Below are 23,273 nucleotides of genomic sequence, written 5' to 3' on the forward strand. Positions count from 1 at the left end.
ACAGGGGATCGCATTTCAACTGTAGGAGTGAGCCTGCTCGCGATAGCTTTAGCCCAATCAACTCATTCATCGGCGCTGTGCACCACCACCAGCAACTGCGCCTGCACATCCCCGACCGATCTGATCCGGTGCGGTTTCTGTGCATTGAAGTGCAACGCATCACCGCGCTCCAGCAGCACCTTTTCGTTCATGAAATCCACTTCGACCTGCCCTTCGTGGACGAACAGAAACTCCTCGCCCAAATGCTCCTTGAAGGTCTTGTCGCTGAACTCATTTGGCGGGTAGATGATGAACGGAAGTAGGTTGCGCTCGCTGACCTGATGCGCCAGCACCGCATACCCCGGGCTCTGGTCATTCGCGGCGAGTGACTGCCGTTCGTGACTGCGCACCAGGCTGTAGCTGTCGAGGCTGACGTTGTCTTCGGAGAACAATTCCTCGACTTTGACGTTCAGCGCTTTCGCCAGTTTCAACGCGGCGGCAATCGACGGAGTGTTCAGTCCGCGCTCGACTTTCGACAGATAACTCTTGGTCATGCCGGATTTTTCGGCCAGTGCCTCAAGGGTTACGCCAAGTTTTTTTCTCAATAATTTCAAACGGATAGACATGCGCAGCGGTTATTCCAGCAAGGAAGCGACGATTTGTGCTTGCTAATGACACTCTGTGTCATATAGCCTCTTTCGTGTCATTTGCACTCACCCAAAGGACACAGACATGGCTAAGACATTAGCACTACCCAAAGACCAACTGGTCAAGCAAGCGCTGACCCAGATGCAAAAAAGCCTCGCGGATAATACGTGGACCGACCGGCAAAAGCTGGCCCTGACCTGCCGGATTCTCTTCGAAAACGGTCACGACTCAGGCCTGGCCGGGCAAATCACCGCTCGTGGGCCGCAGCCCGGCACCTATTACACTCAGCAATTGGGCCTGGGTTTCGACGAAATCACCGCGAGCAATCTGCTGCTGGTCAACGAGGATCTGGAGGTCCTCGAAGGTAACGGCATGGCCAACCCGGCCAACCGTTTCCACAGCTGGGTGTACCGGGCTCGTCCGGATGTGAACTGCATCATCCACACTCACCCGACCCACGTGGCGGCGCTGTCGATGCTGGAAGTGCCACTGCAGATTTCCCACATGGATCTGTGCCCGCTGTACGACGACTGCGCATTTCTCGAAGGCTGGCCGGGGGTGCCGGTCGGTAACGAAGAGGGCGAGTTGATTGCCGGTGCACTGGGCGACAAACGCGCGATCCTGCTTTCGCACCACGGTCAGCTGTCGACCGGCACAACGATTGAAGAGGCGTGTGTCATCGCCCAATTGATCGAACGCGCGGCCAAGCTGCAACTGCTGGCGATGGCGGCGGGCACGATCAAACCGATCATTCCCGAGCTGGGCCGCGAAGCTCATGACTGGATCGCCAAGCCGAAACGCCACGCCGCGGCCTTCAACTACTACGCCCGGCAGAACCTGCGTCAACACGCCGATTGCCTGAACTGAACCCTGTTACGGAGAGATTCCCATGTCCACTATTCACGGCATCATCGGCTACACCATCACCCCGTTCGGCGCCAACGGCGAAGGGCTGGACCTGCCAGCGCTCGGCCAATCGATCGATCGCTTGATCGACAGCGGCGTCCACGCCATCGCGCCATTGGGCAGCACCGGCGAAGGCGCTTACCTGAGCGATGCGGAGTGGGATCAGGTCGCCGAGTTCAGCATCAAGCACGTGGGCAGACGTGTGCCGACGATCGTCAGCGTGTCTGACCTGACCACCGCCAAAGCCGTACGCCGCGCGCGTTTCGCTGAAGCCCACGGCGCCGATGTGGTGATGGTGCTGCCGGCCTCGTACTGGAAGCTCACCGAAGCGGAAATCCTCGCCCACTACCGCGCCATCGGCGAAAGCATCGGCGTGCCGATCATGCTCTACAACAACCCGGCCACCAGCGGCACCGACATGTCGGTGGATTTGATTTTGCGCATCGTCAATGGCGTGGAAAACGTGACAATGGTCAAGGAGAGCACCGGCGATATTCAACGCATGCACAAGCTGCAACTGCTCGGCGAAGGTCAGGTGCCGTTCTACAACGGCTGCAATCCGCTGGCGCTGGAAGCGTTTGCCGCCGGGGCGAAAGGCTGGTGCACAGCGGCGCCGAACCTGATTCCGCAGTTGAACCTGGATCTTTATGACGCGGCCATGGCCGGCGATCTGGATCGCGCGCGGGATTTGTTCTATCGCCAGCTGCCGCTGCTGGATTTCATTCTCAAGGGTGGCTTGCCGGCGACGATCAAGGCCGGGTTGCGGCAGACAGGGCTTGAATCGGGCGATCCGCGTTTGCCGGTGTTTCCATTGAGTGAGGCAGGTCAAACGCAGCTGAAAACGATCCTGAAGACCCTGCGCTGATCTCCCTGACACAAAGCAAATTTAATGTGGGAGCGAGCCTGCTCGCGAAGACAATGTATCAGTCGATGATGATGTTGACTGATACACCGCTTTCGCGAGCAGGCTCGCGCCCACAGGGGATTTTGGTGGATTTGAAAGTGAGGTCAGAGCACCGGCAAAGTCTTGTCCTTGATCACTTTGCTCGGCCCGTTCACCTTGACGCTGGCAATGCCTTTATCGCACGACGCATCCGATGAATACGCCTCGCTGCTGCCGATGACCTGATGATTGGCCGCTTTCAGGTTGAAGTACGGATGGCCATCCTTCGTCGACTTCTTCTCATAGCGCTCATCCAGCGGGCTATTGGTTTGCACCGAAGCAATACCGCCGTCGGCCGCAGCGCGAGTGGTGTACAGCTCGCTGGTCAGAATCGTTTCGGCATTCGCCGCTTTCAGCACGAATCTGAACTGGCCGTTGCTGCTTTTACTGATTTCGTACCATCCGGACATGCTCGTTGCTCCTTGGCGATTGAGAGATTTCGCGCTTCAGAGTAAAGACCAGTCCTCACTATCTGTCGCTTGTACCGGCCTGCTCGCGAATGAGGCAACTCGGTGCCGGCTATTTCACCACCGCCCGCACCACCGACAACTCCGGCGCACTCACCCGCCGCTGACTCAAATAGCGCGTACAACTCACCCGCAGGAACGAGGCAAAATTCACCACCTCCCCGCGATAATCCATCACCTCCTCATACAGCTTGGCGATCAATTGGTTGGTGGTCATGCCGTCGACCTCGGCGATTTCGCTGAGGATGTCCCAGAACTGATTCTCCAGACGCAACGTGGTCACCACGCCGCAGATGCGCAGCGAGCGCGAGCGTGATTCATAGAGAATCGGGTCAGCCTTGACGTAGAGCTCGCACATCGGCGATTCCTCGTTACAGGGTGATTTTAGTGCCGAGCAAGCCAAGGAAACCGGCCAGCCAGTTCGGATGCGCCGGCCATGCCGGGGCTGTGGCCAGATTGCCTTGAACGTGGCCGTCCGTCACGGGGATGTCGATGTACGTACCGCCCGCCAGGCGCACTTCCGGCGCGCAGGCCGGATAGGCGCTGCATTCGCGGCCTTCAAGCACGCCCGCCGCCGCGAGCAATTGCGCACCGTGGCAGACCGCGGCAATCGGTTTGCCGGCCTTGTCGAAGGCGCGCACCAGGTCGAGGACTTTTTCGTTGAGGCGCAGGTATTCCGGGGCACGACCGCCGGGGATCAACAGCGCGTCGTAATCGGCTTCGCTGACCTTGGCGAAGTCGAAGTTGAGGGCGAACAGGTGACCGGGCTTTTCGCTGTAGGTCTGATCGCCTTCAAAGTCATGAATCGCGGTGCGCACGGTTTTGCCGGCAGCCTTGTCCGGGCAAACAGCGTGGACGGTGTGACCGACCATTTGCAGAGCCTGGAACGGCACCATCACTTCGTAATCTTCGACGTAATCGCCGACCAGCATCAGGATCTTTTTCGCGGCCATGGGGAGGACTCCTCTGGAAATTACCTGGAAGTGTTCAAGGTAGACCTATTCGAGAGTGACGGGTAACAACGGGCTACTACTGTAGGAGCTGCCGAAGGCTCGGGCCGCGATCGGACGATCTTTTGATCTTGCCCGTAAAATCAAAAGATCGCAGCCTTCGGCAGCTCCTACGTTGCGGGGATTACCCGCAACTGTACGGATAAGTCCGTGCCTAGCTGTAACAGCCAGAAAGTCATGGTTTATGGCTTTATAAAGGCCATTCCCTGCCACCTTCAATTCTGGTCCACCATCATGTCCTCGCGCGAAAACACCGGCATGGCCCTCGGCCTGCTCGGCGTGGTGATTTTCAGCCTCACCCTGCCCTTCACCCGCATCGTGGTGCAGGAACTGCATCCGCTGCTCAACGGTTTGGGCCGCGCATTGTTCGCGGCGATTCCGGCAGCGCTGCTGTTGTTGTGGCACCGCGAGAAATGGCCGACGTGGCAGCAAGTCAAAGGCCTGAGCCTGGTAATCGCCGGGGTGATTCTCGGTTTCCCGGTGTTGTCGGCGTGGGCCATGCAAACCTTGCCGGCATCCCACGGTGCGCTGGTCAACGGCCTGCAACCGCTGTGCGTGGCGCTGTATGCCGCGTGGTTGTCACACGAACGCCCGTCAAAAGCCTTCTGGGCCTGCGCGGCGCTGGGCAGTGCGTTGGTGCTTGGTTATGCGCTGTATACCGGAGCGGGCAGCATTCAGGCGGGTGATCTGTTGATGCTCGGCGCGATTGCCGTCGGGGGGCTGGGCTATGCAGAAGGCGGCCGATTGGCCAAGGAGATGGGCGGCTGGCAGGTGATCTGCTGGGCGCTGGTGCTGTCGACGCCGCTGTTGATCGGGCCGGTGCTGTATCTGGCGCTGCAACATCAGGGCGCGGTGTCGGCCAAGACCTGGTGGGCGTTTGGTTATGTGGCGCTGTTTTCGCAGTTTCTCGGCTTCTTTGCCTGGTACGCCGGGCTGGCCATGGGCGGGATTGCCCGGGTCAGTCAGATCCAGTTGTTGCAGATTTTCTTCACCATCGCGTTCTCGGCGCTGGTCTTTGGTGAACATGTCGAGCCGATTACCTGGGTGTTTGCGTGTGGTGTGATTGCCACTGTCATTCTCGGCCGCAAGACTGCGGTGAAATCAAATGTGGGAGCGAGCCTGCTCGCGAAGGGTCCGTAACAGCCAACATCATCGTTGACTGTCAGTCCGCTTTCGCGAGCAGGCTCGCTCCCACAGGGTTTTGTGTCAGGCGAGGTAGCCGTCAGCGCGCAGCAAGGTTTCCAGGCAGTGCTCGCTGATGTTGTAGAAGTCTTTCAACTCCTGAATCTTCACCAACAACTGCGCCGGATCCACCGGCTCGGCGCGCTTCACTGCCAGAATCATCTTGTTCTTGTTGGTGTGATCCAGCGAGATGAATTCGAAGACCTTGGTCTCGTATCCGCAGGCCTCAAGGAACAGCGCGCGCAAGCTGTCAGTGACCATTTCTGCCTGCTGCCCCAGATGCAAACCATATTGCAGCATCGGTTTGAGCAACGCCGGGCTCTGGATCTGCAGGCGGATCTGTTTGTGGCAGCACGGCGAGCACATGATGATCGACGCGCCCGAGCGGATGCCGGTGTGGATCGCGTAGTCAGTGGCGATGTCGCAGGCATGCAGGGCGATCATCACGTCCAGTTCACTCGGCGCCACGCTGCGTACGTCACCGCACTTGAACACCAGCCCCGGATGATCGAGTTTTGCCGCCGCGGCGTTGCACAGGTTGACCATTTCCTCACGCAACTCAACGCCAGTGACCTCGCCCTCGGCCTTCAAGGTGTTGCGCAGGTAATCGTGAATCGCAAACGTCAGGTAACCCTTGCCCGAACCGAAATCCGCCACCCGCACCGGTTGGTCCAGCGCCAGCGGCGACGAGGTCAAGGCGTGGCTGAACACTTCGATGAACTTGTTGATCTGCTTCCACTTGCGCGACATCGCCGGGATCAGCTCATGTTGCGCATTGGTCACGCCGAGGTCCTTGAGGAACGGCCGGCTCAATTCGAGAAAGCGGTTTTTCTCGCGGTTGTGCTCGGCGGACGGTGCTTCGCGCAATTGCTGAGGTTTGCTCTTGAACAGCGAACTCTTGCCCTTTTTGCTGTATTCGAGCTGGGCTTCGTCAGTCACCGCGAGTAAATGTGCATTTTTGAACGAGGCCGGCAACAACCCGGCAATCGCCGCCACACCTTCGACCAAGGGCAGGTTTTTGGTGATGTCGCGGGTTTTGTAGCGATAGACGAACGACAGGTTAGGCTGCGCTTTGACGGTCACCGGCTTGATGATAACCCGCTGCAGATCCGCCTCTTCACCGACGTATTTGGCCAGTACCAGTTTGATGAAGCCGTTCTGTTCGAGACTGGTTTGCAGCAGCTCGATGAACTGGGCGTGGTGATCGGGCGCAGGCTTGGTGGCTGGAGCAGTAACGGGCATGGAGAAGCGGCCTCGGACGGGCGAAATCGGGAATGGCGGGTATTTTAGGGGGGATGGGGGTTGGGGACACGCTCTTATTTACCCAACGGTTGTTTGAAGCGCCCTCACCCTAGCCCTCTCCCAGAGGTAGAGGGGACCGACCGAGGTGTTTTCACGAGTTACGCCGACCTGAAATACCGAGCCGAACTCAAGTTTGAAAGGCCCCCGATCTGCTCCCTTTCCCCCTCTCCCATTGGTAGAGGGCTGGGGTGAGGGGCTGGATCTCAGCGTCGACGAATAATCCAGGTCTTACCCCAGCACAATCAACCGATTCGGCAACTCATTCCTCACCTGCGTCACCGGCACATGCACTTTCAGCAACTCCCCACACGCCTCGATACACGTGACAAACCCCTCCAATGTGCGCCCCCGCCTGACCTGCTCAGTAAACGCCGCCACAATCGCATCCCAACTCTTGTTATCGAGCCGTTTGGAAATCCCCTCATCCACCAGAATCTCCACATACCGCTCCGCCTCACAGACAAAAATCAGCATGCCGGTGCTGCCCACCGTGTGATGCAGGTTCTGCTCGAGAAACTGCCGCCGCGCCAGGTTCGACGCGCGCCAATGCCGCACGCGGCGCGGAATCAGATGAGTAGTGACTTTCGGCAGACGAAACAGCAGGCACAGCACGATAAACGCCCCCCACTGCACCAGCAGCAAGCTGTGCATGGTCAACCACCCGGTCAGGTAGTGCACGACTCCGGGCACCACCAGCGCCAAAAGGCTCGCCCACAACAGCGGGATGTACGCGTAGTCATCAGCGCGCGCCGCGAGCACCGTCACCAGTTCGGCGTCGGTGTCGCGCTCGACCCGGGCGATCGCCTCGGCGACTTTGCGTTGTTCGTGTTCGGTCAGTAGTGCCATGTTGAAAAGTGCCTGCTCATTATTCTTCTGATATCACCAGCCGCCGGACGAACCACCGCCGCCGAAACTGCCCCCGCCGCCGCTGAAGCCTCCGCCTCCACCGCCGCCGCCAAATCCGCCACCACCGCCGAAGCCACCCCCTCCTCCGGAGCCACCCCGGCCGGCAGGCAGGATACCGAGCATCTGGCAGACAAACACCGTCAGGATGAACAACATCACCAAAAACACGAACAATGCCGGGTGCCGCGAGATGAAATCATCAGACGGATCACCGCTGGATTCATACACCGTCGACGGCTCATCCAGCGGATTACCGCCGAGCACCACCAGCATCGCCGCCACGCCGTCGCTGATGCCTTTGCTGAAATTGCCGGCCTTGAAGGCGGGCGTAATGACTTGATGGATGATCACTGAAGTCTGCGCGTCGGTCAGCCGATCCTCCAGGCCATAACCGACTTCGATGCGCAGTTTGCGCTCGTCACGAGCAACGATCAGTAGCGCGCCGTTGTTCTTGTCCTTTTGCCCGATGGCCCAGTGTCGCCCGAGCTGAACGCCAAAATCCTCAATGGTCGTGCCTTGCAGATCCGGTAGCGTGACCACGACCAGTTGCTCGCCGGTCGCCTGCTCGTGGGCCTGCAATTGCTGGCTCAGTTGCGCGCGCACCGACGGCTCGAGCATCTGCGCTTCGTCCACCACCCGCCCGCTCAGCGCCGGGAACGTCAACTCGGCCCGGGCGCTGACGGCGAACAACCACAGCACCAGCACCAGGCCCATTTTCAACACGCGCATGGACAACCTCGAATCAGAATTTCACTTGCGGGGCTTTTTCCGCGCCGGGCGTGGTGGCTTCGAAGGTTTCGCGGATCGGCAGATCGCTGTACATCACGCTGTGCCAGAGGCGACCGGGAAAGGTGCGAATCTCGGTGTTGTATTTCTGCACCGCCAGAATGAAATCGCGGCGCGCCACGGCGATGCGGTTTTCCGTGCCTTCCAACTGCGATTGCAGGGCGAGGAAGTTCTGGTTGGCCTTCAGATCCGGATAGCGCTCGGAGACCACCATCAAGCGGCTCAACGCACCGGTCAATTGATCCTGCGCCTGCTGGAACTGCTTGAGTTTTTCCGGGTTGTCGAGGGTGCTGGCGTCGACCTGAATCGACGTGGCTTTCGCCCGCGCCTCGATCACTGCGGTCAGGGTTTCCTCTTCATGCTTGGCGTAACCCTTCACCGTTTCCACCAGATTGGGGATCAGGTCGGCGCGGCGCTGGTACTGGTTCTGTACCTGCCCCCACGCGGCTTTGGCCTGTTCGTCGAGGGTCGGGATATTGTTGATGCCGCACGCGGTCAGCAGCGTGGCCAGCACCAGCAGTGTGGCGACCTGCAAACGCGAGCGATTGGTTGGGCTTACATTCATCGCAGTGATGCTCCTTGGCACATATCATTATAAAAACCGAGCGCGAAACATTCTCAGCGGGCTCTTGGGGCATAATCGGCCGCGTCGCTGGATTACGACGGGGCAATGGGCTAAAAAGTGCCCTGCGTGATCATGCTGGCAAGTGTCGGCTGCCGTTTTTGGCTCTGTTTCTTTGAGCCCGTACCCGAACAACAATAGTCGCTCCCTAAATTTTGGCTGGCCGGCGTTGCATTGCCGCTTGGGCCCTTGAGAAAAATATTCATGAAGAAGCTGTGTTTGCTGGGTCTGTTCGTCAGCCTGGCCAGTCATCAAGTATTGGCCGCCACGACCCCGGTACCCCTGGAAAACAAGGATGCGTTCATCAGCAACCTGATGAACCAGATGACCCTCGATGAAAAGATCGGCCAGTTGCGCCTGATCAGCATCGGCCCGGAAATGCCTCGCGAGTTGATCCGCAAAGAGATCGCCGCCGGCAATATCGGCGGTACGTTCAACTCGATCACCCGTCCGGAAAACCGTCCGATGCAGGACGCTGCCATGCGCAGTCGCCTGAAGATTCCGATGTTTTTTGCGTACGACGTGATCCACGGTCACCGTACGATTTTCCCGATTCCGCTGGCCCTCGCCTCGAGCTGGGACATGGACGCCATCGGCCAGTCCGGGCGCGTTGCCGCCAAGGAAGCCGCCGCCGACAGCCTCGACATCACCTTCGCGCCGATGGTCGACATCTCCCGCGACCCGCGCTGGGGCCGCAGTTCCGAAGGTTTCGGTGAGGACACCTACCTGACCTCGCGCATTGCCGGCGTCATGGTTCGTGCCTATCAGGGCGCCACCCCGAGCGCGGCCGACAGCATCATGGCCAGCGTCAAGCACTTCGCCCTGTACGGCGCGGTCGAGGGCGGTCGCGACTACAACACCGTCGACATGAGCCCGGTAAAGATGTACCAGGATTACCTGCCGCCGTACCGCGCCGCGATTGATGCCGGCGCCGGTGGTGTGATGGTCGCGTTGAACTCGATCAACGGCATTCCGGCCACCGCCAACACCTGGCTGATGAACGATCTGCTGCGCCGCGACTGGGGCTTCAAAGGCCTGGCGGTCAGCGACCACGGTGCAATTTTTGAGCTGATCAAGCACGGTGTTGCCCGCGACGGTCGTGAAGCGGCGAAATTGGCGATCAAGGCCGGCATCGACATGAGCATGAACGACACCCTGTACGGCAAAGAGCTGCCGGGGCTGCTCAAGTCCGGCGAGATCGACCAGAAAGATATCGACAACGCAGTGCGCGAAGTGCTCGCCGCCAAGTACGACATGGGCCTGTTCAAGGACCCGTACCTGCGCATCGGCAAGGCTGAAGATGATCCGGCCGACACCTACGCCGAGAGCCGTCTGCACCGCGCCGAGGCTCGTGAAGTCGCGCGTCGCAGCCTGGTATTGCTGAAGAACCAGAACGAAACCCTGCCGCTGAAGAAAGACGCAAAAATCGCACTGGTTGGCCCATTGGCCAAAGCACCGATCGACATGATGGGCAGTTGGGCCGCCGCCGGGCGCCCTGCGCAATCGGTGACGCTGTTCGATGGCATGAGCTCGGTGATCGGCAACAAGTCGAACCTGATCTACGCCCGTGGCGCCAACATCACCAGCGACAAGAAGGTGCTGGATTACCTGAACTTCCTCAACTTCGATGCGCCGGAAGTGGTCGATGACCCGCGCCCGGCCAACGTGCTGATCGACGAAGCCGTGAAAGCCGCCAAGGACGCTGACGTGATCGTCGCCGCCGTGGGCGAGTCCCGTGGCATGTCCCACGAATCCTCCAGCCGCACCGACCTGAACATCCCGGAAAGCCAGCGCGAGCTGATCCGTGCGCTGAAAGCTACCGGCAAACCGTTGGTATTGGTGTTGATGAACGGCCGCCCACTGACGATTCTCGAAGAGAACCAGTCGGCTGACGCGATTCTGGAAACCTGGTTCAGCGGCACCGAGGGCGGCAACGCCATCGCCGACGTGCTGTTCGGCGACTACAACCCGTCGGGCAAACTACCGGTGACCTTCCCGCGCTCCGTGGGCCAGATCCCGACCTACTACAACCACCTGAGCATTGGCCGGCCATTCACGCCGGGCAAACCGGGCAACTACACCTCGCAGTATTTCGATGACACCACCGGGCCGCTGTTCCCGTTCGGGTATGGCCTGAGCTACACCCAATTCGCCTTGAGCGACATGGCGCTGTCGTCGACCACCCTGAATGCCACCGGCAAACTCGACGCCAGCGTCATGGTGAAGAACACCGGCAAGCGTGACGGCGAAACCGTGGTGCAGTTGTACATTCAGGATGTCACCGGCTCGATGATCCGCCCGGTGAAAGAACTGAAGAACTTCCAGAAAATCATGCTCAAGGCCGGCGAACAGAAAGTCGTGCACTTCACCATCACTGAGGATGACCTGAAGTTCTACAACGCCCTGCTCAAGTACGCGGCGGAGCCTGGCAAGTTCAACGTGCAGATCGGCCTGGATTCGCAGGACGTGACGCAGCAGAGCTTTGAACTGCTATAACCGCCGCAAAACCCTGTGGGAGCGAGCCTGCTCGCGAAAGCGGTCATTCAGCTAAACAATTGCTGACTGACACACCGCTTTCGCGAGCAGGCTCGCTCCCACATTGGATTTAGGGTGTATTCAGAATCGGTTTTAGCCGCGGCGGTCGAGAATATTGACCACCACTCGATCCACCCAGCCCCAAACCCGCTGCTTGACCCGCCGCCACAACGGTCGGCGCTGCCACTCCTCCAGACTCACCTGCTGACTCAGCCCGAAGTCCTTCACAAAACTCGCCTCCACCGCTGCCGTCAACGACGGGTCCAGCGCCTCCAGATTCGCCTCCAGATTGAAGCGCAGGTTCCAGTGATCGAAGTTGCACGAACCAATGCTCACCCAATCGTCGACCAGCACCATTTTCAAATGCAGAAAGCACGGCTGGTATTCGAAGATCTGCACGCCGGCCTTGAGCAATCGCGGGTAGTAGCGATGCCCGGCGTAACGCACCGACGGGTGATCGGTACGCGGCCCGGTCAGCAGCAGGCGCACGTCGACACCGCGCGCCGCCGCCTTGCGCAGGGAGCGGCGGATTTTCCACGTTGGCAGGAAGTACGGTGTGGCCATCCAGATGCGTTTTTGCCCGCTGTTCAAAGCGCGAAACAGCGATTGCAGAATGTCGCGGTGCTGACGGGCGTCGGCATACGCCACGCGGCCCATGCCCTCGCCCTTGTCCGGCACGCGCGGCAACCGTGGCAGACCAAAATGCGCGGCCGGACGCCAGGCGCGGCGATAGCGGTTGGCGATCCACTGGCGATCAAACAGCAATTGCCAGTCGATCACCAACGGGTCGCTGATCTCGACCATCACTTCGTGCCACTCGCTGGTGTCCTGGCCCGGCGTCCAGAACTCGTCAGTGACGCCAGTACCGCCGACCACCGCCAGACGCTGATCGACCATCAACAATTTGCGGTGATCACGATAGAAATTACCGACCCAGCGCCGCCAGTTCAGCCGATTGTAGAAACGCAGTTCAACCCCGGCATGCGTCAGGCGCTGACGCAGATTGAGGGTAAACGCCAGGCTGCCGTAATCATCAAACAGGCACCGCACACGCACACCACGCTCGGCCGCCAGCACCAGCGCCTGCACGATGGTTTCAGCACAGGCGCCCGCCTCGACCAGATACAACTCCAGTTCGATCTGCTCCTGCGCGCCAGCGATCTGCTCGAGCATGCGCGGAAAGAATTGCGGGCCGTCGATCAACAGTTCGAACCGGTTGCCGTCCCGCCACGGAAACACCGCGCCGCGCATGTCAGCGCGCCGTGAAGATCAGCACCGCACCCACCGGCACCGACAGACTGATCGCCGACAGATCTGCGAGTTTGCGCAGACTTTCCAGCCCAGGCGCGAGATCGAAATCCTCGGCATTGATCACCAGCGGCTCTAGCGTGACCACCTGAAAACGACGATCATCGAGACGCGTCGCCAGCAGTTCGGCGGGGTATTCGTGTTGCTTGCCGTGCAGGTTGACGGTCAGTGGCAGGCGCAATTCCAGCTGCGCACCGGGGGCCAGATCGTTGATCGGGCGCAGGTCGATCTGGGTGGTGATGGTCGCTTCGGGGAATTGCTCGATCTGGAACAGCTCCTTGCGCATGCGCTCATCGCGCAGCGGGATACCGCTGTTGATCGAGTCCATCTCGACCTCGACTTCGGCGCGACCACTGGGATCGACCTTACCGTGCAGCACCAGAAAGCGCTGCACTTCGGAGACATTGGCGTTTTTCGTACTGACGAACGACAGCCGCGACGACTCGCCGTCCAGATACCAATTGGCCTGCGCCGGCAGCGCGACGGCGGCGAGCAGCAGGCTGGACAGGGTTGCACACAGGGAGCGGTTGAACATTGAACACTCGTGGGGCCGATAAACCTGCACGAACCTTAACCGCCCCCAAAGTTATTGCAACATCAAGATCAAAAGATCGCAGCCTTCGGCAGCTCCTACAGGGTGGACCCGGTCATGTAGGATCTGCCGAAGGCTGCGATCTTTTATGGCTGTAAACGACAGCCTTGGCGTTCGCTCAACCACTGGGCGCGATTGCTGCGACCCATGCCGCTGACGGTGATGGTTTTGCTGGCGCTGTCATCGGTGAACTGGCTGGTCGGCAGCCATTGTTTTACATAGCCACGGCAATACTCGGCATCGTTGTTCATCACATACCGGCAGGAGCAGTATTCCTTGGCGGTGTAGGCGCTGATGATGTCGGGGAAGGCCCACAGATTTTCGCGCTCGTAGACGACCCAGCCGAGCAGCAAAACAAGCAGCAACAGCAAAAAGCGCTTCATGGGCGCACCGCCTTCAGCACACGTTTAAGCAACTCGTTGTGATGGTAGCCACCGTCACGATCATCGCCATATCGCACGATCACCAGTTTCTCGCTGGGGATCACATAAAGCGCCTGGCCCCAGTGGCCGAGGGCAGCGAAGGTGTCAGGCGGTGCATCAGGCCACGGTGATGCGGCGCCATCGACGGGACGATTGAGCCACCAGTGGCCGCCGGGCACGGCCTCATCCTCGTGGGCCTTATAGCCAGCGAAGGGTTTGAGATTGAACGCGAGCCAGTCCTTGGGCAGCACTTGCCGCGCCTCCCAGCGGCCGTCGCGGGCCATCAGCAACCCGACTCGCGCCAGATCCCGCGCGGTGAGATAAGCATAAGAAGACGCGACAAACGTGCCGCTGGCATCGGTTTCCCACACGGCGTGACGGATGCCCAACGGCTCGAACAATGCCGTCCACGGATAATCCGCATAACGCTGCGGGCCGACGATCGTTTTCAACGCTGCCGCCAAGAGATTGCTGTCGCCACTGGAATAGTGGAAGGCCTGCCCCGGTTCGGCGTAGGCATCGTGATCGGCGGTAAACGCAGCCATGTCGCGATGACCACGGGTATAGAGCATCGCCACCACCGAGGATTTCAGCGGGGCGTACTCGTAGTCTTCCTGCCAGTCGATACCGGATGCCCAGTGCAGCAGATCGGCGATTTTTATCGCCGGGTGTTTGCTCAGTGGCGGGTAAAATTTCGCGGCCGGATCGTTTAGTTTGAACAGGCCCTCGCCGTAGGCCACACCGAGCACGCTGGCCATCAGGCTTTTGCTGATTGACCAGGTCAGGTGCGGGGTTTGTGCTGTGGTCGGGCCGGCGTAGCGTTCGTAGAGGATCTGGCCGTCGCGAATGATCAGCAGCGCATCGGTGCGGATGCCTTGGCGGGTTGCGTCGTCGCGGGGTGGGAAGGCGTAATTCTCCAGCGCTCCTGTATCGGTGATCGTCGTGCCAGTTGGCCATTGTTCGCCGGGCCATTGTTCGGCTTGAACGGTGAAGCTGATCAGCAGCAGAAACAGCGACAGGCCTTTGCACATGGGGAGGGCTCTTGGAGAGAACCTGCTGAGACTAGTCAGGGTTTATGACAGATGTGTGGTGTTCTTGGGATTGCTATCGCGAGCAGGCTCACTCCTACAGGGGATCGCATTTCAACTGACGAAACTCGATCAACTGTAGGAGTGAGCCTGCTCGCGATGAGGCCCTTCAGCCCGCCGCCAAAGCCTTGGCCAACCGCTTGGCCCGAGCCCCCGCCGCCAACTGCATCACCCCCTGATCGCGCTGCCACATCTGCGCCCATTCTGCCGGCCCGTCAGCCAACGCCTGACTCACCTCACCCTCCAGCGCTTCAAACTGCGCAAACAGCCCACCCAGCAACACATGCCCGGCCGGATTGTTCGGCGGTTGCCGGCTCGCCTCGGCACACCCGGCCAACAGCGCCAGCAAGCGCAATTGCAGCGCCTGCGGCCAGTCGCTGTCCTGTCCGACGCCATACAGCCACGCGGTCATTGCGCTCAGTACATAGACATCCTCAAGGGTGCGAAACGGTTTGACGTAAGCATCCCAGCCATCCCCCGCCAACAATTCGCACAACGCGCCATCCAGCTGCAACCGGCCATGACTGATGTCCGGCATCAACGGCAGCGCCGGCAGTTTTTCCACGATCACGCCGGGCTCGCCGGGATACACCACCGCCAAGCTCAGGCGCGGCGCTTCACCAGGCTCTTCACTGCGCGCAGCAATCAACAGCCAGTCCGCCGCATCGCCCGCCGTGACGAAGTCCTTGCGCCCGCTCAGGCGTAAATCGGTGAGCCGCGTCTGCATGTCCGCCGGACGCAAACTGCGCTGTTCGGTCGCACACAAAGCGCCCAGGCTCAGCGGCGCACTCGGCCACAACATGCGCAAAGCCGCTTGATAACCGACCAGAAACGCCAGCCCCGGCGTCGCCATCCGCCGCCCGCCCGCGACCGCCAATTCGAACGGTGTGACGTTGCCCAGTTGCTGCAACAACGTCGCAAAACCCTCGGCCAGGTCAGCAACGGCGGGCAATCGTTCACGGCTGTGCAGCAGATCTGGCCAGGGCATAGGAGGCTCCTTGTGGGCTGTCATATAAGCATCACCGAACGTTCATGGCGATGACACCGGGGCTACATAGCCTGACTTTGCACAACACGGCTGCATAAAGAAAGTCGATCGGCTGCAACCCACGACGGGTTAAAGGCCCGTACGGAGATTCACATGACTCAGATCGCCCGCATCAGCGACACCGGCAATGAACGCCGCCTGCAAGCCGAACGCCTGATCGGCGCCGAGGCTCTGCAGCAAGCCCAGGCCTTGCGCTTCAACGTCTTCAGCGGCGAGTTCAACGCCAAGCTGAAAGGCGCGGAACTGGGTCTGGACATGGATGATTATGATGTTCACTGCAGCCACATCGGCGTGCGTGACTTGAACACCGGCCGCTTGGTGGCGACCACGCGTTTGCTTGATCACACGGCCGCGAGCAGCCTCGGCAAGTTCTACAGCGAAGAAGAATTCAGCCTGCATGGCCTGACGCATCTGCAAGGCCCGATCCTCGAAATCGGACGTACTTGCGTCGACCCGGCGTACCGCAACGGTGGCACCATCGCGGTGCTGTGGGGCGAGTTGGCCGAAGTGCTGAATCAGGGTGGCTACAGTTATCTGATGGGTTGCGCGAGCATCCCGATGCAGGACGGCGGCATTCAGGCCCACGCGATCATGCAGCGCCTGCGCGAACGTTATCTGTGCACCGAAAACCTGCGCGCCGAGCCGAAAAATCCGCTGCCGACGCTGGATATTCCATCGAACGTGATCGCGGAAATGCCGCCACTGCTCAAGGCTTATATGCGCCTGGGCGCGAAGATCTGCGGCGAGCCATGCTGGGACGAGGACTTCCAGGTCGCCGACGTGTTCATCCTGCTCAAGCGCGACGAACTCTGCCCGCGCTACGCCAAACACTTCAAGGCGGCCGTGTGATGAGCCGGTTGCGGGTGTACGCGCGGATCGCGCGGGTGCTGCTGGTGGTGTCGCTGGGCTTGACCATGGCCAGCGTCTTCGGCGTATTTGAACGGATTGGTCTGGCGCATTCGATGGAGCGGCGTCAGCGCTGGTCGCGCTTTTTCATGGCGCGCTTGAGCAACGCCCTGCCCTTTCGCGTGACGGTTCACGGTGAGCTGCCAAAACAGCCGATGCTGTGGGTCAGCAATCATGTGTCGTGGACGGATATTCCGCTGCTCGGCATGCTCACACCGCTGTCCTTTCTGTCCAAAGCCGAAGTGCGCACCTGGCCAGTGGCTGGTTGGCTGGCGGCGAAGGCTGGCAGCCTGTTCATCCGTCGCGGTTCGGGCGACAGCCAGTTGATCCGCAAGCAGATGACCCGTCACCTGCAAACCGAGCATGCATTACTGATGTTTCCCGAAGGCACCACCACCGATGGCCGTTCTTTGCGCACCTTTCACGGTCGCTTGCTGGCGGCGGCGATTGATTCCGAGGTGATGCTGCAACCGGTGGCGATTCGTTATCTGCGTGATGGCGAAATCGACGCGCTGGCACCGTTCATTGGTGACGACGATCTGCTCTCGCACCTGATGCGCCTGTTCAGCAATGATTGCGGCGATGTCGAAGTGCACCTGCTCAAGCCGCTCGCCTGTCAGGGGCGTGAGCGTGCGGCGTTGGCGTTTGAAGCGCAGCAGGCGGTGCAAAAAGCGTTGTTTGGCGAGGTGGCGAAACCGGCCGAACCGCGTCGTGCCGGCGATTTGATTGCCGCTTGAAAACACAAATCCCCTGTAGGAGTGAGCCTGCTCGCGATAGCGCTGTGTCAGTCAATACTAATGTCGACTGACACACCGCTATCGCGAGCAGGCTCACTCCTACATTAGATTTTCTGTGTCTGGGGGTTTTGGGCGAAGTCCTGGAGTTGTGGGTAGAACAAGCGGAAGTCGTCACTCAGCGGCTCATACAACCGCCGCAATTCCTCCATCGCCCCCGCCAACTCTTCCGGCCGGCTCAGCCGCCGCGAAATCCCGCGCAACACCTGCTCCAGCACTTCAAACTGTTGATACGAACCCAACCAGTCATTGGCAACCATGTGCGGGGCAATCCTCGCCAGTCGCTCGGGCAGTTGCCGTTCGTGAGTCAGCACCCGATACACATCAGCGGTGAAAACCTCCAGCGGCTGATCGGCATACAGCGTCCAGTCCCGCGCCAGGCAATGATCGAAAAACACATCCAGGACGATCCCGGCATAACGCCGCCGCGTGTCGGAAAACCGCCCCAGGGCGATATCCACCAGCGGATGGCGATCCGTGAACACGTCAATCCGTCGATGCAGTTGAATGGCCGCTTCCACCTCCGGCGCAAACTGCCCTTGCAGCCGACCTTTGACGAAATCGCCATACAGACTGCCGAGCAGTTGCCCGGGGCGCTGGCCACCGAGGTGTAAATGTGCGAGATAGTTCATGGGCGCAGCTTAGCACTGCGGCCCATAAGCCATACACCCATGTATCGTTATAACGCGATATACCAATTTATGCTGGCGTCAGATCAAAATCATATTGGTGTATCGCGATCTAACGATTTATATTTCGCCACATCGCGATATAGCGTTGTACACATTGTGAGCACCTGCCATGAACCTCGACCTCGACGAAATAATAAAAGCCCTGGCACACCCAGTACGGCGAGACATCCTCAACTGGCTGAAACACCCGAAGAACGAATTTCCGGAACAGTTGCACAACCACGAGTACGGCATCTGCGCCGGGCAGATCGATCAACGCTGCGGCCTGTCGCAGTCGACCGTTTCGGCACACCTCGCGACGTTGCAACGCGCCGGTCTGATCAGCAGCCAGAAGGCCGGACAATGGCACTTTTTCAAACGTAACGAGGACGTGATCCAGGCGTTCCTCAGCACCCTCAGTAAAGAGCTCTGACCCTTAACGTCAGTCAGCCGACAAGGAAACCTGCATGCCCCTCTCGCTACTCATCCTCGCCTTGAGCGCCTTCGCCATCGGCACCACCGAATTCGTCATCATGGGCTTGCTGCCCAATGTGGCGGCCGACCTCGGTGTGTCGATCCCCGGCGCCGGTTGGCTGGTGACCGGCTACGCCCTCGGCGTGGCGGTCGGTGCGCCGTTCATGGCAATGGCCACCGCCAGACTGCCGCGCAAGGCTGCACTGGTGGCGTTGATGGGCATCTTTATTGTCGGCAACCTGCTCTGTGCGATTGCCAGTGACTACAACGTGCTGATGTTTGCCCGTGTGATCACCGCGCTGTGCCACGGTGCGTTCTTCGGCATCGGTTCGGTGGTGGCGGCCAATCTGGTGCCGGCCAACAAGCGTGCTTCGGCAGTGGCGTTGATGTTCACCGGTTTGACCTTGGCCAACGTCCTCGGTGTGCCGCTGGGCACTGCGCTGGGTCAGCAATACGGCTGGCGCTCGACTTTCTGGGCGGTGACTGTCATCGGCGTGATCGCACTGATCGGCTTGATCCGCTTCTTGCCGGCCAAGCGCGACGAAGAAAAACTCGACATGCGCGCCGAACTCGCCGCCCTTAAAGGTGCCGGGATCTGGCTGTCGCTAAGCATGACCGCGCTGTTCGCCGCGTCCGTCTTCACCCTGTTCACCTACGTTGCCCCGCTGCTCGGCGAAGTCACCGGTGTGTCACCGCGTGGCGTGACCTGGACGCTGATGCTGATCGGCCTGGGCCTGACCGTCGGCAACATCATCGGCGGCAAACTCGCCGACAAGGGCATGGCCGCCACGCTGATCGGCGTGTTCATCGCCATGGCCGTGGTCTCCACCGTGCTGACCTGGACCAGCGTCGCGCTGATCCCGACTGAAATCACCTTGTTCCTCTGGGCCACCGCGTGTTTTGCCGCCGTACCGGCGCTGCAAGTCAACGTGGTGACCTTCGGCAAAGCCGCACCGAATCTGGTGTCGACCCTGAACATCGGCGCGTTCAACGTCGGCAACGCTCTCGGCGCCTGGGTTGGCGGCAGCGTCATCGCCCACGGCTACGGCCTGACCAGCGTGCCACTCGCGGCGGCTGCTCTGGCCGTGCTCGCCCTGCTGGTAACCCTGATTACTTTCCGTCAGAACGGCAATGCCGATCTGGCCCCTGCAACTAACTGATTACTTTCCACTTACGAGGGTTGTAGACATGGCAACTATTTTTGATCCGATCAAACTCGGCGACGTCGAGCTGGCCAACCGCATCATCATGGCCCCGCTGACCCGCTGCCGCGCCGACGAAGGTCGCGTGCCGAACGCGCTGATGGCTGAATACTATGTACAGCGCGCTTCCGCTGGCCTGATCCTCAGCGAAGCCACTTCGGTTACGCCAATGGGCGTTGGCTACCCGGACACCCCGGGCATCTGGTCCAACGACCAAGTGCGCGGCTGGGCCAATGTGACCAAAGCGATTCACGGCGCGGGCGGCAAGATCTTCCTGCAACTGTGGCACGTCGGCCGGGTTTCCCACCCTTCGTACCTCAACGGTGAAGCGCCGGTGGCACCGAGCGCGATCCAGCCAAAGGGCCACGTCAGCCTGGTTCGCCCACTGGCCGACTACCCGACCCCACGCGCCCTGGAAACCGCTGAAATCGCCGACATCGTCGACGCTTACCGCACCGGTGCCGAAAACGCCAAGGCCGCCGGTTTCGACGGTGTGGAAATCCACGGCGCCAACGGTTACCTGCTCGACCAGTTCCTGCAAAGCAGCACCAACCAGCGCACTGACAACTACGGCGGCTCGCTGGAAAACCGTGCGCGCCTGCTGCTGGAAGTGACTGACGCCGCGATCGAAGTCTGGGGCGCTGGCCGTGTCGGTGTGCACCTGGCACCGCGCGCCGACTCCCATGACATGGGCGACGACAACCTGGCAGAAACCTTCACCTACGTCGCACGTGAACTGGGCAAACGCGGCATCGCGTTCATCTGCTCCCGTGAGAAAGAAGGCGCCGACAGCCTCGGCCCGCAACTGAAAGAAGCGTTTGGCGGCCCGTACATTGCCAACGAACGTTTCACCAAGGACAGCGCCAACGAGTGGCTGGCGAGTGGCAAGGCTGACGCGGTGGCGTTTGGTGTGCCGTTTATTGCCAACCCGGATCTGCCGGCTCGTTTGAAGGCTGATGCGCCGCTTAATGATGCGCACCCGGAAACCTTCTACGGCAAAGGCCCGGTCGGTTATATCGACTATCCAGCGCTGTAAGAAGCAGAAACACAAAGCCCCCGACTTGTGGTGAGTCGGGGGCTTTTTTGTGTTCGCCTGGAGAGCGATTGCGCGGCTGAGTACGTAGCCCCTCATCGGAACGCCGCCCGCCCAGCCCTCTCCCAGGGGAGAGGGAGCGGATTTGTGTGCGTTTCAAATCTGGAGTTCGACCTGATATCTCAGGTCGGCGGATCTCGAAAGAACACCTCGATCAGTCCCCTCTCCCTCTGGGAGAGGGTCAGGGTGAGGGCAAGCGGCTCACACTCATTCACACAGAAGACACAAATTCCCTACAAAATGCCTAGCTCGCTACGTATAAACTCCCCGCCGCAACCGTATATAAAAGCAGGCCAATTGACATAAGCTGTGCCAATTACGCATTTTGTTTCATTTGCGCAGGCTGGGGCTCAGGCGCAGCATATCCAACCCTGTATCGACCCAACGCTCGGCCTCGGCATGCAGCTCAAAGCTGTCCGGCGCCAGAAGCCATCCATACAGAAGGCCATCGATATAGCTGTGAATGCTGATGGCCGCGCGGGCAGTGTCGAGATCTTCCGGCAATTGGCCGCGATTGACCGCATTACGCAACGTCAGAGCGATACGCTCGTTGCAATCGAGACTGACGTCCCGGCGCTGCTGGCGCAGATCGCACATTTCATCGGTGAACTCGCACTTATGAAACAGAATTTCGTTGATACGCCGGGTTTTTGGGTCCAGCGCAACTTGATGAAACAAATGAATCAGCAGTTGGCGCATGCAGCCCAGCGGATCGAGCTCATCTTCACTTTCGCTGGCCTTGGCCAATTCATCCAGCGGCTCACGCAGCGAATCCAGCATGGCCTGGACCAGATCCGCCTTGTTGCTGAAATGCCAGTAGATGGCACCGCGCGTAACACCGGCCATTGTCGCAATATCGGCCAGCGTCGTACGGGCGACGCCCCTTTCATAAAAGGCTTTCTCCGCCGCTTCCAGAATCTGGCTACGGGTTTCTTGAGCTTCCTCTTTGGTACGACGGACCATGACAGTAAAACCTCAAACAGGATGTTTCAGGGATGGCTGAATATCCGCTGAATAAAGAGGGGGCGATCTCTCGCGGATCGGCTCCCCGGCCTACAATTTCAAACCTTGCAACGACTTTTGTAACGGGTCGGGTACGCGGCAAAGGTATTTACAAACAACCATGAACGTAAGTATATTCCTTAGCAAGCTACTTATCCACCCGGTATCCTTTTTTTACCCTTACACACTTCTTGTGCGCTCTTTGCGCGCCTGACCCGAGGATCTTCATGCAATTCAAGCCAGCTGTTACCGCTCTGGTCACTGCCGTCGCCCTGGCATCGCTGCTCAGCGGATGTAAAAAGGAAGAAGCGGCACCGGCCGCTCCACCGCCTCAGGTCGGCGTAGTCACCCTGCAACCACAAGCCTTTACCCTCACCTCCGAGCTACCGGGCCGCACCAGTGCGTTCCGCATCGCTGAAGTTCGCCCGCAGGTCAACGGCATCATTCTCAAGCGTCTGTTCAAGGAAGGCGGCGATGTCAAAGCCGGCCAGCAGCTGTATCAGATCGATCCGTCGGTCTATGAAGCGACCCTGAAAAGCGCCGAAGCCAACTTGCGTTCGACCAAGTCGATCTCCGACCGCTACAAGCAACTGGTCGACGAGCAGGCCGTCAGCCGTCAGGAATACGACACCGCCGTGGCCAACCGCATGGAATCGGAAGCGTCGTTGCAGACCGCGCAGATCAACGTGCGTTACACCAAGGTTTACGCGCCGATCTCCGGCCGCATCGGCCGCTCTTCGGTCACCGAAGGCGCACTGGTCAGCAATGGCCAGACCGACGCGATGGCGACGATCCAGCAACTGGACCCGATCTACGTCGACGTCACCCAGTCTTCGGTTGAGCTGTTGGAACTGCGCCGCGAGCTGGAAAGCGGTCGCCTGCAGAAGTCCGGGGATACCGCCGCAGCGGTCAAACTGACCCTGGAAGACGGCAGCCAATACAAGCTCGACGGTAAGCTGGAATTCTCCGAAGTCACGGTCGACCCGACTACCGGTTCCGTGACCTTGCGCGCCGTGTTCCCGAACCCGGATCACACCCTGCTGCCGGGCATGTTCGTCCGCGCCCAGTTGCAGGCCGGCGTCAACGCTGCGGCCATTCTGGCGCCGCAACAAGGCGTGACTCGCGACCTCAAAGGCACCCCGACCGCCCTGGTCGTCGGCGCCGACAACAAGGTCGAACTGCGTCAGCTCAAGGCCAGCCGTACCGTCGGCAGCCAGTGGCTGATCGAAGACGGCTTGAAAGCGGGCGATCGTCTGATCACCGAAGGGCTGCAGTACGTGCGCCCGGGTGTTCAGGTCAACCCGTCCGAAGCCACCAATGTCGGCAACAAGAACCCGGCCCCCGCTCAGGCAGCTGACAAAGCCGCCGGCGGCAAAGGGGAGTAATC

Annotated in this window: 25 protein-coding genes; 10 read left to right on the top strand and 15 right to left on the bottom strand. The window is 60.0% G+C overall.

The window, feature by feature from the left end:
• Positions 1-62: 62 nt before the first annotated feature.
• Positions 63-605: a helix-turn-helix domain-containing protein gene (locus ACI514_RS18650; RefSeq protein WP_405122178.1), complete on the bottom strand. Its 543-nt coding sequence runs from the start codon at positions 603-605 to the stop codon at positions 63-65.
• Positions 606-711: 106 nt separating this feature from the next.
• On the opposite strand from ACI514_RS18650, the gene ACI514_RS18655 reads away from it, so the two are divergent.
• Positions 712-1,494 carry an aldolase gene (locus tag ACI514_RS18655; protein ID WP_405122179.1) on the top strand — a complete coding sequence of 261 codons (783 nt, stop codon included), beginning with the start codon at positions 712-714 and terminating at the stop codon, positions 1,492-1,494.
• Positions 1,495-1,516: 22 nt separating this feature from the next.
• On the top strand, positions 1,517-2,398 hold the full coding sequence (locus ACI514_RS18660) for a dihydrodipicolinate synthase family protein (protein ID WP_405122180.1): 882 nt from the start codon (positions 1,517-1,519) through the stop codon (positions 2,396-2,398).
• A 143-nt stretch (positions 2,399-2,541) separates the two neighbouring features.
• On the opposite strand, the gene ACI514_RS18665 is transcribed toward ACI514_RS18660, so the two are convergent.
• From ACI514_RS18665 to ACI514_RS18675, 3 genes are all read right to left on the bottom strand, one after another.
• Positions 2,542-2,886, bottom strand: a complete 345-nt coding sequence (locus tag ACI514_RS18665; RefSeq protein ID WP_405122181.1) for a YegP family protein — start codon at positions 2,884-2,886, stop codon at positions 2,542-2,544.
• A 109-nt stretch (positions 2,887-2,995) separates the two neighbouring features.
• Positions 2,996-3,301 carry a ribbon-helix-helix domain-containing protein gene (locus tag ACI514_RS18670; RefSeq protein WP_016982789.1) on the bottom strand — a complete coding sequence of 102 codons (306 nt, stop codon included), beginning with the start codon at positions 3,299-3,301 and terminating at the stop codon, positions 2,996-2,998.
• Positions 3,302-3,314: 13 nt separating this feature from the next.
• Positions 3,315-3,896 (bottom strand): DJ-1/PfpI family protein, encoded by a 582-nt coding sequence (locus ACI514_RS18675; protein WP_095049176.1) that lies wholly within the window; start codon positions 3,894-3,896, stop codon positions 3,315-3,317.
• 291 nt (positions 3,897-4,187) lie between these two features.
• On the opposite strand from ACI514_RS18675, the gene ACI514_RS18680 reads away from it, so the two are divergent.
• On the top strand, positions 4,188-5,093 hold the full coding sequence (locus ACI514_RS18680) for a DMT family transporter (RefSeq protein ID WP_405122182.1): 906 nt from the start codon (positions 4,188-4,190) through the stop codon (positions 5,091-5,093).
• Positions 5,094-5,159: 66 nt separating this feature from the next.
• Here ACI514_RS18680 and ACI514_RS18685 read toward each other — a convergent pair whose 3' ends face one another.
• From ACI514_RS18685 to ACI514_RS18700, 4 genes are all read right to left on the bottom strand, one after another.
• A complete protein-coding gene (locus ACI514_RS18685) occupies positions 5,160-6,377 on the bottom strand; it encodes a class I SAM-dependent methyltransferase (protein ID WP_405122183.1) in 1,218 nt (405 codons plus the stop codon).
• A gap of 288 nt (positions 6,378-6,665) precedes the next feature.
• Positions 6,666-7,283 carry a TPM domain-containing protein gene (locus tag ACI514_RS18690; RefSeq protein ID WP_160056464.1) on the bottom strand — a complete coding sequence of 206 codons (618 nt, stop codon included), beginning with the start codon at positions 7,281-7,283 and terminating at the stop codon, positions 6,666-6,668.
• Between the two features lie 33 nt (positions 7,284-7,316).
• Positions 7,317-8,072: a TPM domain-containing protein gene (locus tag ACI514_RS18695; RefSeq protein WP_405122184.1), complete on the bottom strand. Its 756-nt coding sequence runs from the start codon at positions 8,070-8,072 to the stop codon at positions 7,317-7,319.
• Between the two features lie 13 nt (positions 8,073-8,085).
• Positions 8,086-8,694 carry a LemA family protein gene (locus ACI514_RS18700; protein WP_116028830.1) on the bottom strand — a complete coding sequence of 203 codons (609 nt, stop codon included), beginning with the start codon at positions 8,692-8,694 and terminating at the stop codon, positions 8,086-8,088.
• 261 nt (positions 8,695-8,955) lie between these two features.
• Between ACI514_RS18700 and bglX the strand changes: the two genes are divergently transcribed.
• Positions 8,956-11,247, top strand: coding sequence for a beta-glucosidase BglX (bglX, locus tag ACI514_RS18705; RefSeq protein ID WP_160056458.1), 2,292 nt, complete (start codon positions 8,956-8,958; stop codon positions 11,245-11,247).
• Between the two features lie 132 nt (positions 11,248-11,379).
• Here bglX and ACI514_RS18710 read toward each other — a convergent pair whose 3' ends face one another.
• From ACI514_RS18710 to ACI514_RS18730, 5 genes are all read right to left on the bottom strand, one after another.
• Positions 11,380-12,537, bottom strand: coding sequence for a phospholipase D-like domain-containing protein (locus ACI514_RS18710; RefSeq protein ID WP_405122185.1), 1,158 nt, complete (start codon positions 12,535-12,537; stop codon positions 11,380-11,382).
• A 1-nt stretch (position 12,538) separates the two neighbouring features.
• Complete coding sequence (locus ACI514_RS18715; protein WP_160056454.1) at positions 12,539-13,129, bottom strand: YceI family protein; 591 nt, start codon at positions 13,127-13,129, stop codon at positions 12,539-12,541.
• Positions 13,130-13,272: 143 nt separating this feature from the next.
• Positions 13,273-13,569 (bottom strand): amidase, encoded by a 297-nt coding sequence (locus tag ACI514_RS18720; protein ID WP_160056452.1) that lies wholly within the window; start codon positions 13,567-13,569, stop codon positions 13,273-13,275.
• Positions 13,566-14,639: a serine hydrolase gene (locus ACI514_RS18725; RefSeq protein WP_160056450.1), complete on the bottom strand. Its 1,074-nt coding sequence runs from the start codon at positions 14,637-14,639 to the stop codon at positions 13,566-13,568. The genes ACI514_RS18720 and ACI514_RS18725 overlap by 4 nt, the downstream gene beginning before the upstream one ends.
• Before the next feature lie 166 nt (positions 14,640-14,805).
• Positions 14,806-15,684, bottom strand: a complete 879-nt coding sequence (locus tag ACI514_RS18730) for an acyl-CoA dehydrogenase family protein (RefSeq protein ID WP_160056448.1) — start codon at positions 15,682-15,684, stop codon at positions 14,806-14,808.
• A 153-nt stretch (positions 15,685-15,837) separates the two neighbouring features.
• Here ACI514_RS18730 and olsB point away from each other — a divergent pair, with 153 nt between their 5' ends.
• Complete coding sequence (olsB, locus tag ACI514_RS18735; protein WP_160056446.1) at positions 15,838-16,593, top strand: L-ornithine N(alpha)-acyltransferase; 756 nt, start codon at positions 15,838-15,840, stop codon at positions 16,591-16,593.
• Entirely contained in the window at positions 16,593-17,387 is a 795-nt protein-coding gene (locus ACI514_RS18740; RefSeq protein ID WP_405122186.1) for a lysophospholipid acyltransferase family protein, read from the top strand. Before olsB ends, ACI514_RS18740 begins: the two co-directional genes overlap by 1 nt.
• A gap of 104 nt (positions 17,388-17,491) precedes the next feature.
• Here ACI514_RS18740 and ACI514_RS18745 read toward each other — a convergent pair whose 3' ends face one another.
• Positions 17,492-18,076 carry an ACP phosphodiesterase gene (locus tag ACI514_RS18745; RefSeq protein ID WP_137218057.1) on the bottom strand — a complete coding sequence of 195 codons (585 nt, stop codon included), beginning with the start codon at positions 18,074-18,076 and terminating at the stop codon, positions 17,492-17,494.
• Positions 18,077-18,245: 169 nt separating this feature from the next.
• Here ACI514_RS18745 and ACI514_RS18750 point away from each other — a divergent pair, with 169 nt between their 5' ends.
• Genes ACI514_RS18750 through ACI514_RS18760 form a run of 3 tightly spaced genes read left to right on the top strand, consistent with a single transcriptional unit; the run spans position 18,246 to position 20,827 of the window.
• Positions 18,246-18,548, top strand: coding sequence for an ArsR/SmtB family transcription factor (locus tag ACI514_RS18750; RefSeq protein WP_405122187.1), 303 nt, complete (start codon positions 18,246-18,248; stop codon positions 18,546-18,548).
• Between the two features lie 34 nt (positions 18,549-18,582).
• On the top strand, positions 18,583-19,749 hold the full coding sequence (locus tag ACI514_RS18755) for an MFS transporter (protein ID WP_160056440.1): 1,167 nt from the start codon (positions 18,583-18,585) through the stop codon (positions 19,747-19,749).
• Positions 19,750-19,777: 28 nt separating this feature from the next.
• Positions 19,778-20,827 (top strand): alkene reductase, encoded by a 1,050-nt coding sequence (locus tag ACI514_RS18760; protein ID WP_160056438.1) that lies wholly within the window; start codon positions 19,778-19,780, stop codon positions 20,825-20,827.
• A gap of 387 nt (positions 20,828-21,214) precedes the next feature.
• Here the strand turns inward: ACI514_RS18760 and emhR are convergent, their stop codons facing one another.
• Positions 21,215-21,847, bottom strand: a complete 633-nt coding sequence (gene emhR / locus ACI514_RS18765) for an efflux system transcriptional repressor EmhR (RefSeq protein WP_077571468.1) — start codon at positions 21,845-21,847, stop codon at positions 21,215-21,217.
• 266 nt (positions 21,848-22,113) lie between these two features.
• On the opposite strand from emhR, the gene emhA reads away from it, so the two are divergent.
• Positions 22,114-23,271 (top strand): efflux RND transporter periplasmic adaptor subunit EmhA, encoded by a 1,158-nt coding sequence (gene emhA, locus ACI514_RS18770; RefSeq protein ID WP_064393040.1) that lies wholly within the window; start codon positions 22,114-22,116, stop codon positions 23,269-23,271.
• Positions 23,272-23,273 lie beyond the last annotated feature (2 nt).

It is taken from the genome of Pseudomonas sp. M20 (assembly GCF_045037865.1).
Taxonomy (GTDB): domain Bacteria; phylum Pseudomonadota; class Gammaproteobacteria; order Pseudomonadales; family Pseudomonadaceae; genus Aquipseudomonas.

Excerpts from the sequence above, each read along its gene's own strand:
- ACI514_RS18740 (WP_405122186.1), top strand. The coding sequence starts at position 16,593 with ATGAGCCGGTTGCGGGTGTACGCGCGGATCGCGCGGGTGCTGCTGGTG.
- ACI514_RS18675 (WP_095049176.1), bottom strand. The coding sequence starts at position 3,896 with ATGGCCGCGAAAAAGATCCTGATGCTGGTCGGCGATTACGTCGAAGAT.
- ACI514_RS18670 (WP_016982789.1), bottom strand. The coding sequence starts at position 3,301 with ATGTGCGAGCTCTACGTCAAGGCTGACCCGATTCTCTATGAATCACGC.
- ACI514_RS18715 (WP_160056454.1), bottom strand. The coding sequence starts at position 13,129 with ATGTTCAACCGCTCCCTGTGTGCAACCCTGTCCAGCCTGCTGCTCGCC.
- ACI514_RS18720 (WP_160056452.1), bottom strand. The coding sequence starts at position 13,569 with ATGAAGCGCTTTTTGCTGTTGCTGCTTGTTTTGCTGCTCGGCTGGGTC.
- emhA (WP_064393040.1), top strand. The coding sequence starts at position 22,114 with ATGCAATTCAAGCCAGCTGTTACCGCTCTGGTCACTGCCGTCGCCCTG.
- ACI514_RS18660 (WP_405122180.1), top strand. The coding sequence starts at position 1,517 with ATGTCCACTATTCACGGCATCATCGGCTACACCATCACCCCGTTCGGC.
- ACI514_RS18750 (WP_405122187.1), top strand. The coding sequence starts at position 18,246 with ATGAACCTCGACCTCGACGAAATAATAAAAGCCCTGGCACACCCAGTA.
- ACI514_RS18690 (WP_160056464.1), bottom strand. The coding sequence starts at position 7,283 with ATGGCACTACTGACCGAACACGAACAACGCAAAGTCGCCGAGGCGATC.
- ACI514_RS18700 (WP_116028830.1), bottom strand. The coding sequence starts at position 8,694 with ATGAATGTAAGCCCAACCAATCGCTCGCGTTTGCAGGTCGCCACACTG.
- ACI514_RS18710 (WP_405122185.1), bottom strand. The coding sequence starts at position 12,537 with ATGCGCGGCGCGGTGTTTCCGTGGCGGGACGGCAACCGGTTCGAACTG.
- ACI514_RS18730 (WP_160056448.1), bottom strand. The coding sequence starts at position 15,684 with ATGCCCTGGCCAGATCTGCTGCACAGCCGTGAACGATTGCCCGCCGTT.
- ACI514_RS18745 (WP_137218057.1), bottom strand. The coding sequence starts at position 18,076 with ATGAACTATCTCGCACATTTACACCTCGGTGGCCAGCGCCCCGGGCAA.
- ACI514_RS18655 (WP_405122179.1), top strand. The coding sequence starts at position 712 with ATGGCTAAGACATTAGCACTACCCAAAGACCAACTGGTCAAGCAAGCG.
- ACI514_RS18760 (WP_160056438.1), top strand. The coding sequence starts at position 19,778 with ATGGCAACTATTTTTGATCCGATCAAACTCGGCGACGTCGAGCTGGCC.
- ACI514_RS18755 (WP_160056440.1), top strand. The coding sequence starts at position 18,583 with ATGCCCCTCTCGCTACTCATCCTCGCCTTGAGCGCCTTCGCCATCGGC.
- ACI514_RS18695 (WP_405122184.1), bottom strand. The coding sequence starts at position 8,072 with ATGCGCGTGTTGAAAATGGGCCTGGTGCTGGTGCTGTGGTTGTTCGCC.
- ACI514_RS18685 (WP_405122183.1), bottom strand. The coding sequence starts at position 6,377 with ATGCCCGTTACTGCTCCAGCCACCAAGCCTGCGCCCGATCACCACGCC.
- ACI514_RS18665 (WP_405122181.1), bottom strand. The coding sequence starts at position 2,886 with ATGTCCGGATGGTACGAAATCAGTAAAAGCAGCAACGGCCAGTTCAGA.
- bglX (WP_160056458.1), top strand. The coding sequence starts at position 8,956 with ATGAAGAAGCTGTGTTTGCTGGGTCTGTTCGTCAGCCTGGCCAGTCAT.
- olsB (WP_160056446.1), top strand. The coding sequence starts at position 15,838 with ATGACTCAGATCGCCCGCATCAGCGACACCGGCAATGAACGCCGCCTG.
- emhR (WP_077571468.1), bottom strand. The coding sequence starts at position 21,847 with ATGGTCCGTCGTACCAAAGAGGAAGCTCAAGAAACCCGTAGCCAGATT.
- ACI514_RS18650 (WP_405122178.1), bottom strand. The coding sequence starts at position 605 with ATGTCTATCCGTTTGAAATTATTGAGAAAAAAACTTGGCGTAACCCTT.
- ACI514_RS18725 (WP_160056450.1), bottom strand. The coding sequence starts at position 14,639 with ATGTGCAAAGGCCTGTCGCTGTTTCTGCTGCTGATCAGCTTCACCGTT.
- ACI514_RS18680 (WP_405122182.1), top strand. The coding sequence starts at position 4,188 with ATGTCCTCGCGCGAAAACACCGGCATGGCCCTCGGCCTGCTCGGCGTG.